Origin of the sequence: Citrobacter sp. H12-3-2 (genome assembly GCF_009649895.1) — a bacterium.
Taxonomy (GTDB): Bacteria; Pseudomonadota; Gammaproteobacteria; order Enterobacterales; family Enterobacteriaceae; genus Citrobacter; species Citrobacter portucalensis.
In genome coordinates, this window is record NZ_CP045837.1 from 914,530 (window position 1) to 930,574 (window position 16,045).

18 protein-coding genes are annotated in these 16,045 nt (G+C 49.3%); 10 read left to right on the plus strand and 8 right to left on the minus strand.

The features are described from left to right. Positions 1-120: 120 nt before the first annotated feature. The 7 genes from arsA to GHC22_RS04485 form a co-directional block, all read right to left on the minus strand. Positions 121-1,878, minus strand: coding sequence for an arsenical pump-driving ATPase (gene arsA / locus GHC22_RS04450; protein ID WP_062914428.1), 1,758 nt, complete (start codon positions 1,876-1,878; stop codon positions 121-123). Positions 1,879-1,898: 20 nt separating this feature from the next. Next, on the minus strand, positions 1,899-2,261 hold the full coding sequence (locus GHC22_RS04455) for an arsenic metallochaperone ArsD family protein (RefSeq protein WP_149335530.1): 363 nt from the start codon (positions 2,259-2,261) through the stop codon (positions 1,899-1,901). Positions 2,262-2,336: 75 nt separating this feature from the next. Next, the gene (locus GHC22_RS04460) at positions 2,337-2,882 is read right to left on the minus strand and encodes a sigma-70 family RNA polymerase sigma factor (protein ID WP_048215602.1); all 546 of its coding nucleotides are present in this window, start codon (positions 2,880-2,882) and stop codon (positions 2,337-2,339) included. Positions 2,883-2,890: 8 nt separating this feature from the next. Then, a complete protein-coding gene (gene arsH / locus GHC22_RS04465; RefSeq protein WP_032410135.1) occupies positions 2,891-3,604 on the minus strand; it encodes an arsenical resistance protein ArsH in 714 nt (237 codons plus the stop codon). Between the two features lies 1 nt (position 3,605). Continuing rightward, complete coding sequence (locus GHC22_RS04470; RefSeq protein WP_038423487.1) at positions 3,606-3,929, minus strand: helix-turn-helix transcriptional regulator; 324 nt, start codon at positions 3,927-3,929, stop codon at positions 3,606-3,608. Between the two features lie 564 nt (positions 3,930-4,493). Beyond that, positions 4,494-5,072, minus strand: a complete 579-nt coding sequence (locus tag GHC22_RS04480; RefSeq protein WP_048215603.1) for an inovirus-type Gp2 protein — start codon at positions 5,070-5,072, stop codon at positions 4,494-4,496. A gap of 279 nt (positions 5,073-5,351) precedes the next feature. Beyond that, positions 5,352-5,591, minus strand: coding sequence for an AlpA family transcriptional regulator (locus tag GHC22_RS04485; RefSeq protein ID WP_048215604.1), 240 nt, complete (start codon positions 5,589-5,591; stop codon positions 5,352-5,354). A 452-nt stretch (positions 5,592-6,043) separates the two neighbouring features. Here GHC22_RS04485 and GHC22_RS04490 point away from each other — a divergent pair, with 452 nt between their 5' ends. The 9 genes from GHC22_RS04490 (at position 6,044) to GHC22_RS04530 (ending at position 11,988) form a co-directional block, all read left to right on the plus strand. Then, entirely contained in the window at positions 6,044-7,141 is a 1,098-nt protein-coding gene (locus tag GHC22_RS04490; RefSeq protein ID WP_153752307.1) for a hypothetical protein, read from the plus strand. 98 nt (positions 7,142-7,239) lie between these two features. After that, on the plus strand, positions 7,240-8,133 hold the full coding sequence (locus tag GHC22_RS04495) for a GTPase family protein (RefSeq protein ID WP_048215606.1): 894 nt from the start codon (positions 7,240-7,242) through the stop codon (positions 8,131-8,133). 284 nt (positions 8,134-8,417) lie between these two features. Next, positions 8,418-9,095, plus strand: coding sequence for a hypothetical protein (locus GHC22_RS04500; protein ID WP_048215607.1), 678 nt, complete (start codon positions 8,418-8,420; stop codon positions 9,093-9,095). Between the two features lie 98 nt (positions 9,096-9,193). Beyond that, a complete protein-coding gene (locus GHC22_RS04505) occupies positions 9,194-10,015 on the plus strand; it encodes a DUF932 domain-containing protein (protein ID WP_048215608.1) in 822 nt (273 codons plus the stop codon). A 30-nt stretch (positions 10,016-10,045) separates the two neighbouring features. After that, positions 10,046-10,489, plus strand: a complete 444-nt coding sequence (locus GHC22_RS04510; RefSeq protein ID WP_048215609.1) for an antirestriction protein — start codon at positions 10,046-10,048, stop codon at positions 10,487-10,489. Positions 10,490-10,501: 12 nt separating this feature from the next. Then, positions 10,502-11,044: a DNA repair protein RadC gene (gene radC, locus GHC22_RS04515; protein ID WP_048215610.1), complete on the plus strand. Its 543-nt coding sequence runs from the start codon at positions 10,502-10,504 to the stop codon at positions 11,042-11,044. Further along, a complete protein-coding gene (locus GHC22_RS04520) occupies positions 11,041-11,262 on the plus strand; it encodes a DUF987 family protein (protein ID WP_047644100.1) in 222 nt (73 codons plus the stop codon). Before radC ends, GHC22_RS04520 begins: the two co-directional genes overlap by 4 nt. Before the next feature lie 25 nt (positions 11,263-11,287). Next, entirely contained in the window at positions 11,288-11,644 is a 357-nt protein-coding gene (locus GHC22_RS04525) for a type IV toxin-antitoxin system YeeU family antitoxin (protein WP_049116113.1), read from the plus strand. A 20-nt stretch (positions 11,645-11,664) separates the two neighbouring features. Next, positions 11,665-11,988 carry a TA system toxin CbtA family protein gene (locus tag GHC22_RS04530; RefSeq protein ID WP_001546951.1) on the plus strand — a complete coding sequence of 108 codons (324 nt, stop codon included), beginning with the start codon at positions 11,665-11,667 and terminating at the stop codon, positions 11,986-11,988. A 241-nt stretch (positions 11,989-12,229) separates the two neighbouring features. Here the strand turns inward: GHC22_RS04530 and GHC22_RS04535 are convergent, their stop codons facing one another. Next, entirely contained in the window at positions 12,230-12,766 is a 537-nt protein-coding gene (locus GHC22_RS04535; protein WP_032944886.1) for a GNAT family N-acetyltransferase, read from the minus strand. An 815-nt stretch (positions 12,767-13,581) separates the two neighbouring features. Here GHC22_RS04535 and pgaA point away from each other — a divergent pair. Then, on the plus strand, positions 13,582-16,044 hold the full coding sequence (gene pgaA, locus GHC22_RS04540; RefSeq protein WP_057067439.1) for a poly-beta-1,6 N-acetyl-D-glucosamine export porin PgaA: 2,463 nt from the start codon (positions 13,582-13,584) through the stop codon (positions 16,042-16,044). The last annotated feature ends 1 nt before the right edge of the window (position 16,045 follow it).

Here is a 16,045-nt window from a genome sequence, read left to right on the forward strand (position 1 = left end):
TTACTCCAGTAATGGTGTTTTACAAACTACCGGAATTCGCGACAGCAGGTTAAGTACTTAAACTTATAACCTGTATAAGCAAAAGTTTGGCTACAGAAGATGGGGCCGCAGCCCCATCTGTTAGCCTGCCATTTTTGCCAGCAGAGCCGTACCTACGGGTTCTTCATTTTGCAGTGCCGCTAATGCAATGCGCTTTGCATACTGCTCTGTAACGTCATTTATCAGCGGCAGTTCGCGACTGGCTCGGGTTACGAGGAACGGTGAGGACGGTTTTGCAGCAGCCAGACTGCTATTAATTACCCATGCCCATGGTTCAATTTCAGCCCGACGCAAATCCTGCTGCAGGTTTGCTGCTTCCAGTACCGGTGTCGTTTCGGCAAGCGTCACGATAATCACCTTCGTCTTTTCCGGGTCCTGCAATTGCATCATTGGCGTCATCACATGGTCATGTGTTTGCCCCATCTGACGCACCATTTCCCGGTGATAGGCTCCTGTTGCATCCAGTAGCAGAAGTGTGTGACCCGTTGGCGCGGTGTCCATAATAACAAAATGATCGTCTGCCTCTTTGATGATCCGCGAGAATGCCTGGAAGACGGCGATCTCTTCAGTACATGGCGAGCGGAGGTCTTCCTCCAGCACCGCCAGCCCTTCCGCATCTAACCCTTTCCCCTGATTTTCCAGTACAAAATGGCGATAACGTTCTGTCTCAACTTTCGGGTCGATACGGCTGACCTGAAGATTTGGCAGCGAGCCATCCAGCGTATAAGACAGATGTGCTGCCGGATCGGACGTGGTCAGATGGACTTTATGGCCGCGTTTTGCCAGAGATACCGCCACCGATGCCGCAACAGTCGTTTTGCCCACACCGCCTTTACCCATCGTCATGACCAGCCCTTTGCCTGTCTGGCTGAGTTCATCTACCAGAGAGGCAAGTTTCGGTAAATCCAAAGTATTCAGCGTGGTAGCAGGGAGCGGCAGCGAGGCTTTGTTCTCCGTAAATAACAGACGCAGGGCTTCCAGACCGACCAGATTAAATGGCTTCAGATACAGCTGCGAGCGGGGAAGGTTCGCCAGGTTCTCTGGCATTGCCTGTAATGCTTTTTCTTCTCGAGCCAGAATACTTTGCGCCAGTGGATCATTTTCACCCGCAAACGGCGGCAGCACGCCATTAATGGCAAGGTGTTGATGCTGCAAACCGATAGCAGAAAGCTCATCGTGCGTATGAGAGACTTCTTTCAGTGTTGAAGCTTGGGCTCGGGCAACCAGAACCAAGCGCGTGAGAGCTGCATCAGACAGCGCCTTAACCGCGTCTGAGTACTGGTGCTGTTGTTTCTGCAGCCCCACCAGCGGCCCGAGGTTAGCGGCGGCATCAGGGTTCGCTTCAAGATAACCGCTCCAGGCCCCCGGCAACTCAAGCATACGGATGGTATGACCGGTTGGCGCAGTATCAAATACGATATGGTCATACTTTTCCCGCAACTCATGGTTGGTAAGAAGACCAGTAAACTCATCAAATGCCGCGATTTCCGTAGTGCATGAACCGGAGAGCTGTTCTTCAATGCTGCTGACCACATCAGCTGGCATCAGCCCGCGAACCGGGTCGAGTACTCGGTCACGATATGCCTGTGCTGCAGCCATCGGATCAACTTCCATTGCGGCAAGATTTTCTACGGTACTGATATCTGTGATTCGGTGGCCGATAGTCTGGCTAAAGACTTGGCCGACATTGGAAGCCGGATCGGTACTCACCAGAAGCGTTCTCTTACCCTGATCGGCCAGCCATACCGCAGTAGCACAGGCCAGGGATGTTTTACCCACGCCACCTTTGCCAGTGAAAAAGATGAACGGGGGAATGTCTTTTAAAAATGGCATATTCATCAGTGATTGCTCCTCTGGAATTAAGGCATACGTGGAATGCTGCAGCAGCGTGGTTGCGTGCTGTCTTCACTCCAGTCCTGACTAAGCGGAATACCTGCCCAACGGGCGATATCTTCACGAGTCGGGAGTTTGCCTGCCATCACGAGTTTGCCGTCGAGCAAGGTGACAGGGAGAGACTCCATCCCTGATGTGTTCAGAAACTCTTTAATGACCGGTGAATTCAGGAACTGCTGCGGGTTATTCGCAAGGCTGTAGCGCTGTATATCAACGCCATTCTTTTTCGCCCATTCGGCGCTGGCGTTCCATTTGACGGCTTCGTCACTGACCACAACGCTACTGGTTGCGCAGCAGCCTGCAGCTTCAAAGATCTCAATTTTTGACATGGAGTGTTTACCTCAGTGTTTAGTCATTTGGCTTTACACTGAAGTAAACGAAGGTGGTGGGGAAAAGATGCGCGATTAATTCATTTTTTTGTGGCAGCAGACGGAAGACGTGTCATCCGCCTCGATCTGACAAAGTTCTGTCATCGTCTCTTTCAGGTGTTTTCTGGCCCGAAGTAGTCGGGATTTAAACGCCGTAAGCGTAATTCCCAGTTCATCGGCCAGGGACTGCTGGGGACGCCGGTTAAGGTCGGACTCTTCAATCAACCACCGCTCATCTTCGGGTAAAGCCTGTAATGTTTCAGGCAGGCATATACCCAGCATTGAGATTGCATCAGGGGATGCGTCTGTTAATAGGGCATCTTCTTCCAGCTCAACAAACTTCCTGGTGGTGCGGTACTCATCAATCAGCAGATTCCTCGCCGCCCGATATAGCCAGGCTCGCGGATTCTCCATCTCGCAGAAACTGTCTGAATGAGCGCGGGCACGCAGGAATAGCTCTTGCAGAAGGTCGGCTGCTTTTTCGCTATCACCTGTCTTCGATGTCAGGAAGCGAGAGAGTTCGGCTTCATGTTGCCGCCAGAACACGCTCATGCAGTTGTTGAATGCCGTTATATCACTCATACCAGCCCTCAGATTTTGCTCTGATTAACCCGCCGGGAAAGTTCTTCTGCTGACTCTTTTCGTTCGCTGTAGCGATCAACGAGATAGGCTGAGTTACCTCGGGTCAGCAGAGTAAATTTCACCAGTTCTTCCATCACATCCACGATCCGGTCGTAATAAGACGACGGCTTCATGCGTCCATCTTCATCAAACTCCTGCCAGGCTTTTGCGACAGAGGACTGATTCGGGATGGTGATCATCCGCATCCAGCGGCCAAGAATGCGCATCTGGTTTACTGCATTGAAAGACTGAGAGCCACCGCAGACCTGCATTACGGCCAGCGTCTTACCCTGCGAAGGGCGAACTGCACCTTCTGATAACGGTATCCAATCAATCTGGGCCTTCATGATGCCGGTCATCGCACCATGGCGTTCAGGGGAACACCACACCATCCCTTCGGACCAACGAACCAGCTCGCGCAGTTCCATGACTTTAGGATGCGAGTCAGGTGCATCATCAGGAAGAGGCAAGCCAGAAGGATTGAAGATCCGCACGTCTGCGCCCATTGCGGTCAGTAACCTTGCCGCTTCTTCCGTTGCCAGTCGGCTATAGGAACGTTCGCGCACAGAGCCGTACAACATGAGGATACGTGGAGGATGGGGAACGGCAGGAACACCGAATCTTGCCTCTGTGATTGAGGTGTCGAACAAACCAGAATCAACATTCTTAAGATCACCTGTCATTTTAGTTCTCCGTCTTCTGGGGCATGGTGAGGCAGTCGTCAGTTCCTGAGCAGCATTCTTCGGTCAGGAAGGCAATCAGAGCCTCAAGGTTTTCATATCGAGCATGGCAAAAGAGCGTTCTGCCCTGACGTTCCTGGCGTACCAGAGAGACTGATATCAGCGATGAGAGATGATGGCTCAGCGTAGAGGCAGGGATGTCGAGCCGCTTCTGCAGTTCGCCAACCGGTAACCCTTTATGTCCGGCTTTAACCAGCTCTCTGTACACGCTCAGTCGTGTAGGATGACCCAGCTCTTTCAGGGTGTCTGCTGCTTTTGAAAGCTCCATTTGCATTTTATTTCTATATTTCCGGAATTGTGGAAATAATAACTTATTTTCCCAGGAAACCATAGTCAACATGCCTGAGAGTCAAACTGGAGAAACGACTTAATCTGCAACGGAGGTTCCAGTGGTCACGATGCTTAACCTGAGTTGAAGGGCTGTTCCACTGCTGGTATCGGCAGAGTTAGCCCTTTGGCAGTAGAGCGATGAGGCTTTACTTAACTGCTCAAGCGCTCTCAAACGCCAGCCACGCCGCTCGGCATCACTACATCATCCAGCCAGGCTATCCCGGCAGACCCTAAGCCGGGTGATGTATAAACTGTATTCCGCCACCTTTACCACGATCGTGTTCTCTGGCTGTTTCATTTTTGATTTCCCTTGTTTGACAGGTATGAGAAATACCCGACAGGAGAGCTGCCGGGTATAAATGGAGTTGTGGATTTGCTGATTCACTGCGGTTGGAGCGACAAGCTTCAAGTGTGCTGGTCCGGTCACGACTGCGAGGACATTATTTGTCGCCGTAATAACGGGGTTTGTACAGGATGCCGAGCCAGTTGCGTAGCCGTAGGATCAGGGGCCTGGCTTACGTGGACGCCCTGCCGCTGAGCGTGGAGGAACGTCATTACAGCCGTATGCACACAAACCTTCTTTTTGTTCTTCCTTAGCCAGATAGCTCAGAACATGACGGATATTGTTAATGCTTTCCGGATCGTTATACCGAACAGGTATATTGATATTTCCAGAATACTGCGGCCGATATTCACATCGGTGCGATACGCCGTCCCGGTGCGTTATTTCCTCCCAAAGTGTATTTGCTGTAAGGGCAAAGGGATAAGAGTGCTGTGTTTTTTGTCTGTCCAGCCAGAATACGACATGCGCATGGTATCTATGTCGTTCAGTCCATTCGACAACCCAGAAATAGCCCACCACACCTTTCTCTTTTGTCATTTTATCCATTAGTTCACGCAAGTCACGTTCAAGTGTTTGGTGATTGAAGCTTGAATACCGGGCACTGTCCTTTTGGTAGAAAAAATCCATACGTAATGCCAAAAGGCATGAGTATCTGTATATCATTTCATCGATGTGTGCATTGAGAAGTGAAGCCAGGAACCAGTCTTCATTAAAAGTTCTATCTGAATTTTTAAGCATGATTATTCCACTGCATATGATGAGAGAGGTCAGTACAAGCACTAATTTAATGATATTTCATGCAAGGCTTTTCTTTAAGCCAATACTGAACTGACACTTAAATTAATTATCACTTTAAAAAGATGATAGTGGTTGTTGAAATATTGTTTACGAGGGGGCTTGAACGGGCTTTGATAGTAAGCGATGAATATAAGAACAAATGAGAGTGAGTATAATTATATTAAAAAACCTAAATTAAATTACGTAACCTTCCTGTGTAAAACACCAACATTAAAGGTTCTAACCTCGAGATGCTTGTATTCTATCCAGCATCCATTTTTCCACTTCGCTTTTTAGCCAGCGTGAGCTACGCCCCAGTTTAATTGGTGCAGGGAACGCATTTTCTGAAATTAATCGGTAGAACCATTTATCGGTCATGTTTGTATAGCCAGTGATGAATGTCATATCAACGAGCTGATCATTCAGTAAAGATGTGGTTGTCTGGGTGCTGGATGATATCGGATGAGTTTTGTTTGTCATGGTAATGCTCCCGCGATTTAGTGTGAGTTCGGGAGAGGGCCAGTTGCCATCGATAGAGTAACGGGCATCCTTCTCATACCATCAGCTGATAAGTAGAAAATTACATCAGCTAGTTCTCACCAGCTAGTAGTGCTGTCAGGACACAACGTGTCCAGCCCTGTACCCTGATAATAAGAACAGAACTGACGTGAGCTACATTCGCGGTGCGCGTGACAATGTAAAACATAGTGAATGCCTGCCACAAATTTATGTATGCTGTACAAGTTTATGAATGTTCATTTTTACCTGGTAAATCGCCGGAACCCCCTTTATTTTAGAGGTTGGCGTCGATTTTACTCTTACAAAAAACTTACAATTTTCGAGCTATTTTCATTCAAAATAAAAACTTGTTTACTTCATAATCGATTCATTATACATACTGTTTATGGTGGATTTTACTACAGGAGGTAACGGTGAGTGATAGTGATAATGAGAATTATTATCCAAAATGGATTGGTAAACTGGGCGCTGAAGAATTAGCAAGGCCAGAAGAACCTCTCCTTGAGGGAGGGAGCCGCTTTACCAGTCCTGAGAGAGAATTTAGTATCGACTCTTGGCCAGAAGGTGAGTCTGCGCAGGCGGCCGAGGATTCTGATATTGAAGTCAGGACAGGAGAACCGATCTCAAGCCCCCCGGTGTCTGAAAGCAGTAATAACGCCACCAGGGGTGATGAAGCTTTTAAGCGTTTAATACAAAATATGCAGGCCGGGGAAAAACGCAATGTTAAAACTAAAAGTCTTCATGGTGAAGATTCTTCATGTCTACAAGACGTCGATTTAAAGTGGTTGAAGGGGGCGGTTAATTCACGTGCTATTTTTTGGTTCTGGGCGTATATACGAAAAGCCTCTGCCCGGGAGCTTTATTTACCTGAAGATACGGCTGTGTTAATTCCGGAATGGGATCAAAGAGAGGAAAACTTATACTCTTTTTTCAGACTATCTGGTAATCCAACGAGTTCAGCTGAAAGAAGCCGGGTAATTATTACCTTCATGAATAAACTGTCTTGTTCCCTCAGTCCATATCAAAGTAAGAAAACATTCGATTATATTCGTAGTATCTGGCTTGTTTTTAATAGTCAGGTTCAAAGCCCCAGATGGTTAAAGAAAAATGATAATGAAGGCATTGAGTGGGCATGGTCGTATTTATCAAAGAAAAAGGATATAAAAAGAAATGTTCTGTCCTGGTTTAAACCCGCAGACCTTAATGAGCGATACATTGGTGTAATGGGCGCGATTGATTGCTGGGCCATCCCGAATAAACTGGATGTGGAAAATTACAGAAAATTTCTGGATGATAAAAGTGCACTCCTGAAAAAAATGAGTGATTCTTTTAAGCAACGAAAAAGAAGGTCTGGAAAACATGATTTGACAATCTCTGCCAAAGCCAGCAAGGAATTATCTGAGTTAGCAGTGGCACTTAATAAAAAAGAGATTAAAGTTATTGAAAAACTTATTCATGATGAGTATCTAAGATATAAAAGCAAGCCTTTTGATTACAAAAATCCATCCTAGACAGGCAACGATAACTCCAAAAAATATAACGCCTACATTACTCATGTGAGTCGCCGGGAGAAAAATTTCCCGGCATAGTTTTTTCACAGGAGTAAATCATGCCTCAAATCCCCGATCCGCAGGATACCAGTGATGTGGTGCGTACCTGCCTCAATCTCTTACCCCGGCAGGCTACTGAACGTATTCTGTCCCGCCTCCAGGAGGCGATTAACTATGAACCCGTGATAGGCATCATGGGCAAAAGTGGTGCGGGCAAGAGTTCATTATGCAACGCGCTTTTTCAGCAACCCGTTTGTCTGACCAGTGATTTGTTAGGCTGCACCCGCGAACCCCAGCGTCTGTTACTCACCGTTGGTGAGCACAGCATGACACTGGTGGATTTACCGGGTGTGGGCGAAACACCGGAATACGACGAGGAATATCTGGCGCTCTATAAGGCGTTGCTGGGAGAGCTGGATTTGATTATTTGGGTACTGCGTGCCGATGACCGTGCCCGGGCAACGGATATCACGACATACAGGGCACTGATGGAAGCCGGTGCTGAACCTTCACGTTTCCTGTTTGTACTCACTCAGGCCGACCGTATTCCACCCCTCAGGGATGGTGAGCCCTGGCAGGCATCACCTTCTTCTGAGCAATGCCTTTCACTAGCTTCAGTCAGTGCGCAGGTTGCCGGTCAGTTGCCGTCCTCTTTCCCGGTCATGGCTGTCTCTGCACATACCGGCTATAACCTGCCCGCCCTAGTGGAGTTGATTGTGCATGCCTTGCCCGTACAGGCCAGCAGTACCGTGTATTGCCAGCTGAAACCAGAGCATCAGACCCCGGACACTGATGCCGCTGTACGGCAGCAGTTTGGTGAGGCAGCGGGTAAGGCTTTTGACACGGTGATTAATCCTGACCACCTGCCTTCTGTCTGGACTGCTCTGTTAAGGAGTATCCGACAAAAGTTAGTGCAACTTGCCACGGCATTATGGGACCGAATATTTGGCTGAAATCTGCCGCTTTACCCCTCAATTACCACATTCAAAAAACAGTATATTGATCTGTAAAAACGATCGATAATAGAATATCGATCGTTTTTATCTATTAAAATATCGATGTATAAGCCCCCTATTGATCGCTTTTACCTATCAAAGCAAAGGGATATTTCTTTCTCAAAAGTGTTCATGAGCACGACGAACAGGGACGTTGACGTGATGGTCAGGATACAAAGATGCATCAGGTTCTGTGTACCGCGTCCCCCGTTGCCGCTTCTGATTCATTAATAAGGTGACATATGAAAATTCAGACCGTGATTGCACTTGTTTTGTCAGCCATTTCGGTTTCTGCTCAGGCGGGTAACTGGGCTGTGAAAAACGGCTGGTGCCAGACGCTGACCGAAAATGGTCAGGCACTGGTGATGCTGAAAAACAACACCATTGGCATCTTTGGTCAGTTGCAGGGCTGCCCCAATGGCCCGCAGGAGCTGATGGGGAGTCGCATCAGTGTAAACGGCAATCTGGTACCCACGTCTCAGTTGTGCAACCAGCAAACAGGATTTAAGGCTGTTGAGGTTGAAGGCGGGCAGGCACCTGCAGCCGCCAGAAAGGCAATTGCTTCGATTGCAGGTCAGGAAACATCGACCCTTCAGGTCTTTGGTGCGCAACTGACATTCACCCGTGGGGACATGATGACGGTCTGCCCGAAATACGTATCTGGCCTTGCTGCCAGTGCCGGGAGTCGAGCGCCGGAGATTAACAAAGGCTCAGTCATGAAAGCGGCCAAAGAAGCATACACGAAAGAGTATGACCGTGACACGGCTGAGGCCGCTGATTTTGGCAGCTACAAAGTGGAGGGAAATACTGTGGTTTATGAGGTCTACAATGCCGGGTATCGTATCTACGATAAGGTGGTGGTGACCGTTGGTGCTGATGGTAAGGCCACCGGTGCCAGGGTTGAATATATGGGGCAATAACGTCTTATCCGCCACGCCATTTTTAATGTTAAAGGCCATGTTCCTTCGGGAGCGTGGCCTTTTCTTTTTATACCGATAAACGCACAAAGGAGTGAATTATGCGATTAGCATCCCGCTTTGGTGCGGTGAACCTTGTTCGCCGTGACCGTCCCTTAACCCGTGATGAACTTGCTCACTATGTTCCCAGCGTGTTCGGGAGTGACAAGCATGAATCTCGTTCAGACAGGTACACCTACATCCCGACCATCACCATCCTCGAAAGCCTGCTGCGTGAAGGCTTTGAGCCGTTCTTTGCCTGCCAGACAAAGGTTCGCGACCAGAGCAAGAGGGAGCACACCAAACACATGCTTCGCCTGCGTCGTGCCGGTCAACTGACCGGCCATCAGGTGCCGGAAATCATTCTACTTAATAGCCATGACGGCTCATCAAGCTACCAGATGCTGCCGGGATTATTTCGCGGCGTCTGTACTAATGGCCTGGTCTGCGGTCAGTCATTCGGAGAAGTGCGGGTACCGCATAAAGGGAATGTTGTTGAGAAGGTGATTGAAGGGGCTTACGAAGTGCTCGGGGTCTTTGACCGGGTGGATGAGAAACGCGATGCAATGCAGTCGCTGGCGTTACCAGCCCCGGCCCGTCACGCGCTGGCGAATGCCGCTCTGAAGTATCGCTTTGGTGAAGACCACCAACCGGTCACGGTATCGCAGTTGCTGACCCCACGTCGCCGGGAGGACTACAGCGATGACCTGTGGACAGTATACCAGCGTGTGCAGGAGAACCTGATGAAAGGTGGATTGTCAGGGCGAACCGCTCAGGGGAAAAGCAGTCGCACTCGTGCTGTTACCGGTATTGATGGCGATGTGAAGCTCAATCGCGCCTTGTGGGTTATGGCAGAAAACATGCTCGAGTTTTTCGGGCGTTAAACAACCGCTCCGGCATAAGGAGATAGTTTAATGAATACACAAAACTTTGAGTTCGCTGAGCAGGCAGCAATTACTGCCTCGGTGGTCCCTGACGAGTTACGCATAGGCTTCTGGCCGCAGCACTTTGGCTCCATCCCACAATGGATAACCCTTGAGCCCCGAATCTTTGGCTGGATGAGCCGTCTGTGTGTCGATTACCACGGTGGTATCTGGAACTTTTCGACGCTCAGCAACGGCGGTGCTTTCATGGCTCCTGAGTCAGAGCACGATAAGACGTGGGCATTGTTCAACAGCATGAACGGCAACGGCGCTGAACTTACTGGCGAAGCGGCAGGGATAGTCGCCTGTCTGATGGCATACAGCCACCACGCCTGTCATACCGAATGTGATGCGATGACTGAGCACTATTATCGCTTACGTGACTTCGCGCTACACCATCCAGAGTGCAGCGCCATTATGCATCTCATCGACTGAGGAATGCCTGAAATGAATACCGAATTATCCCCGCTGTCATCTCAGCCTGAACTCTTTCCGCTGGCGGTTATGACCCGGCATGGTTGTCTGCTCCCAGCGACATCCGGATTGACACCTTATGCCCAACGGACCATCCGCCGGGCTATCAATTTGCTTGATAAATATCTGCGCCGGCCTGGAATAGCCTTTACCTCAAGTACTGCTGCCCGTGACTGGCTTCGGCTACAGCTGGCCAGACAGGAACGGGAACTGTTTATGGTGCTCTATCTCGATAACCAGCACTGTTTACTGGAGAGCGAAACGCTGTTTGCCGGTTCGATTAACCATGTCCAGGTCCATCCCCGTGAGGTGGTGAAATCAGCGCTTCGCTTCAATGCTGCAGCTGTCGTACTGGCGCATAACCATCCATCCGGTGACCCGGAGCCCAGCCAATGCGACCGCAACATTACGGGCAGGCTTAAAGAAGCGCTAGCACTGGTTGATGTGAACACGCTCGATCATCTGGTCATCGGTTCAGAGGGCATTGTGTCGTTCGCAGAGCGAGGCTGGATATGAAAATCATCAGCAAACGCCAGGCAATGACCCTGTACCGGCAACATCCTGGCTCCCGACTGTTTCGCTTCAGTACGAGCAAATATAAATGGTCAGGTAGTATCTGTCATTATGCTGGCCGCGAGGTGGAGGACATACGCGGCGTTCTGGCCGTGTTTGCTGAACGTCGCCAGGACCGCAATGGTCCCTATGTCATTCTTCGAAGCGTTACTCTCAATTAATCCTTCACTTTAATCAGGAACAATAATGAACAATCACTCAGAATCCGGTGCCATACCGGAGAATCCCCCCTGCCAGCAGTGGGGGCTAAAGAGTACGATCACACCCTGTTTTGGAGCACGTCTGGTGCAGGAAGGCGACCGCCTGCATTTTCTCGCTGACCGCGCCGGGTTTAACGGTGCTTTCAGCGACGAGCATGCGTTGCGCCTCGACCAGGCCTTTCCGTTGATACTCAAGCAGCTGGAGCTGATACTCACCAGCGGAGAACTCTCCCCCCGCCATCAGCACTGTGTCACCCTCTATCACAACGGACTCACCTGCGAAGCCGATACGCTTGGTAGTTGTGGCTACGTATACATCGCCATTTATCCCACTCAACGTTAATTACTTTCACGAGAGAAAAAATGAAATTTCTACCTACAACAAATATGCGGGCGGCGAAGCCATGCTTGTCGCCCGTGACTATCTGGCAAATGCTACTTAGTCGTCTGCTGGAACAGCATTATGGCCTGACACTAAACGATACACCTTTCTGTGATGAAACCGTCATACAGGAACATATCGATGCCGGTATCACTCTCGCTAATGCCATTAACTTTCTAGTCGAAAAGTACGAACTGGTTCGTATCGATCGCAGAGGGTTTAGCTGGCAAGAACAAACGCCATATCTCACGATTATTGATATCATGAGGGCCCGTCGCGATCTGGGTTTAATGAATCGTAATTAGTCTGATGCTAACGGTATCGCTGCTTTTGAGTATGCCTGCCATTTGGTATCATCTCGCTTCCTGCTGATTTATCGACAAAGGTAATTGCTTGAATTCAAAGCTTCTGTGCTTTGGGGGTATCTTTGGGGGTATAAGTAAAGTTATAACTTGAAAATTTCATATTTTTCAATTTATTGGAGAGTCTATTCTAATCCCTTCGCCCGCTCCAAGACTCTATCCCTGTAGTTAATCCTTAAAAACGTTAGATAGCGACACCGGAATCCGGTGGTAGCGTGCCGTTACCTTCACCCAGATTACGTTGTAGCAATACCGTGTCGAGCCATAGCCCATGTTTGAAGCCAATGTTTTTCAGTGTGCCGATTTGCGTAAATCCGGCCTGCTGATGGACTTTTAACGATCCCTGATTATTGCTGTCGCCGACGATGGCAATCAGTTGCCGATAACCCTGTGCTTCAGCCCAGCCAATCACATGACGCAGTAAGGCTTTTCCTACACCCTGACGCTGAGCCGTTGGAGCAATATAAATCGAATCCTCAAGGGTATAGCGGTAGGCATAGCGCTCGCGGTAGCGGGTGAGGTAGCAATACCCGATGACCTTATCTTCCTGCAGAGCGACGACCCACGGCAGCCCGAGGCTGCGGATTTTTTCCAGACGAGCAAGCATCTCGTGTGCATCCGGCGGGTCGGTTTCAAAGCTGCCGGTACCGTGAAGAACATGATGTGCATAGATATCGCGTATGGCGGGGATGTGCTTTTCTTCTGCATTAACGATTTTCATTGACCGGCTCCCATTGGCGTCTTTGCCCAGATTACCTGAAAGTCTGAGGGGAAGGTAAGTGCAAAAAATTATGCTTCTATCAGTTGCTTGTAATGCAAATAGGCTTGCATATTGTAAGGGGAAATAATTGATTGTGGTTGATATTGTCAATAGTACGCAAGGTTGGTAAATATATTAACAGGTAGAGTAATACACAATTATTCACGCACGTATTTGATTGAGTTTCCAAATACCAATTATGGTAGGTTTCGAAAAATGATAAATAAAGTTGTTTGATTTCAACGCATTGTTACTGTATCTAATTCTTCTTGCGCCTGTACCCTTATTTTCATTTCATTGGCCCTGTTTGAGCCCTAAAAATTAAGTTATATTTTGTTGTTAGCAGAGAGCCTATTATCAGATTTTTCTCTATTCACCTCTCAAAATAGTTACCATGCAAACAGTTGCGCGGTGTAGCTATGCTAACCAGCAATAGTAAGTATCGTCACATGATGTCACCGGGCAAACTTTGTTTAAACCCAGAATTCAATCCCAAGAGTATTAGGATTATTTAGTCTAAAATACTTTTTTGCCTAAGACTTTTCTTATTGCGTAGCCACGAACTACATGGAGTGATAAAATTCCCGAGTTTATGCCTCCTGTCCAACGATTAGAGGACGCGGTGCGGGTAGTCAATAAGACGAAAGAATTAATTGCTTCATAACCCTATTACGAAATAAGCGGCAGTGCATCTTACATGGTCGGCAACTGTCAGGGATGGCCGTAACTTATTGAAAACGCTTATTTTTACTCTGATGTAAGATATAAGGGCAGATATGTTCAGTATGCGTCGACATGCCAACTTCATTAAACGTTTTAAGTCTGTAAGCTGTTTATTTACGGCAAGCATTCTTTTCCCTATGCAAATCTCTGCTGCGGTATCAGATTATGATGCTTTGGTTATTGAAGCGCGGGGGGGGAATAGTGCGCCACTATTGCGCTACCTTGAGGATCAGGGAAAGAAAAGTGCGCTAACGCCAAATCAGGTTGCCGACTGGCTGCAAGTTTCTGGTTGGGTTGAGAACAACGATAAAACAACCATTCAAATCTGGCAGCGGTATCGTGGGCAGATGGATGTGCCTGCGCGCGGCAAAGTAGCCGCTGCACGTGCGTACCGTAACCAGAAAAACTGGAATGATTCATTGGCGGTGTGGGAAAGCGTTTTACAGGAAGAGCCTGATAACGTGGATGTACGCACCGGCTGGATAATGACGTTGGCGGATGCGCGCTACAATCAGCAAGCCCTTACTGAAGCGAATAAATGGGCGCAGGCGCATCCGGGCGCAGACTCCGACGCACTGCTTGCCTACGTATATCATTCTCAGGGGAAAAACTGGGATGCACTGTTGGTTGCCAGCCAGGCGGATGATGTTGATCCAGGCAACAAAAATGCAAAATCCACGCTGCTATCTGCGCTGTCGGCGAACCGTGTTTCCGGACCCGCTTTAAATATGGCGGAGGTCGTTCCCACGGCTGATCCAGTGAAGCGCCGTCTTGAGCTTGATGCGGCGGCTGAAATGGTACGCTCCTCTTATACGTCCGCACGTAATGAAGAAGAACGTTTTATCGTGGCCGATAAAGCGCTGGCCCGTTATGACCAGTTGCTGGCGGCCTGGAAAGATGAGCCGTCTGCGCAGAATGATGTCCGTCGGGCGAGAATTGACCGTATGGGTGCCCTGTTGGTGCGTAAGCGTACTGCCGAAGTGATTGATGAGTATGAATCCCTTTCTGCAAGCGGCGAAGTACCAAACTATGCAAAACGCTGGGTGGCATCAGCATGGTTAAGCGAACGCCAGCCGGAAAAAACCGAAGCGATGCTGGCGAGCATCTACTACCCGAATGGACCTATCCCGGTGACGCCGCTCAGTCCTGAGGATCAACAAGATCTGTTCTACGCGCACATTGATAATGAAAACTTCGATGCTGCCAAAAAACAAGTCGATGATTTGATCAAAGAGAGTCCGTATCTGCGGCGTATCTATGGCTCGCCAACGCCGCAGCCTAACGATAACTGGCTGCTCGGACAGTCGCTACTGACGCAATATCATATCGCTGCCAATGAACTGCCAGAGGCAGAAAAGCTCGCAGAGCATCTGGCACGAACAGGCTCTGGTAACCAGGGATTGCGCATTTCCTATGCCTCTGTGCTTGAAGCGCGTGGATTGCCGCATGCGGCGGAGAAAGAGCTTAAGCTGGCGGAAGTCATTGAGCCAAGCAACCTGGAGCTGGAACGTCAGCAGGCTTACGTTGCACTGGATCTTCAGGAGTGGAAACAGGCAGATGAACTGACGGATGACGTTATTGCCCGTAGCCCGGATGATGAAGCGACGCTGCGCCTCGCGCGTATTCGTGATGTCCACAAAATGTCGGAAGTGCGTATTAGCGGAACGCAGGGGATCTCGTCCGATAGCCCGGTCAGCGGTAAGAATGACTTCAACATCAACACGGCTATTTACAGTCCGCCGATTAATGACAACTGGCGACTGTTTACCGGATTCAACTTTGCTACTGGTGAATTTGAGGAAGGGAAGGGCATCAGCCGCGATCTGGCGGCGGGTGCAGAATGGACTTCCCGCGATTACTGGGCGGAAATGGAAGTGTCTGGCCGAAATTATGGCGATGGTCAGAAGATTGGCGGGCGTCTATCCGGCTGGCATGACTTTAATGACAACTGGCGCGTTGGTGGGTCGGCCGAGCGCCTCTCTCGCAATACCCCGTTGCGCGCGCTGCGTAGTGGCGTGTATGCCAACGGCGGCGATATGTTTGTTCGCTGGTATCAAAACGAACGACGTGAATATCAACTGTCGTTTGCCGCATCACATTTCTCGGACGGTAACGATCGCATCGAATACGGACTCAGCGGAAAAGAGCGCATGTGGACCACGCCGCGCTTCACGCTGGACTTTACGCCGGGTATCGGCGGGAGCACCAACACCAAAGAAAATGTTCCGTATTACAACCCGAAGAGTGATTTTTCCGTTGTCCCTGGCCTGAGCGCGGAGCAGGTTCTTTACCGCCACTATGATACCGTCTGGACGCAGCAAGGTCTGGCTGGCGTAGGTGGCTACTGGCAGCAAGGTGAAGATGCAGGCGCAATCGTCCAGGTGGGATACGGCCAACGGCTTAAATGGAACAACGTCGTAGATGGCGGGGTGATGCTGATTTGGGATAAACGCCCCTATGACGGTAAACGTGAGCGGAATATCTCCCTCGCTTTCGATTTAAATGTCAGGTTTTAAG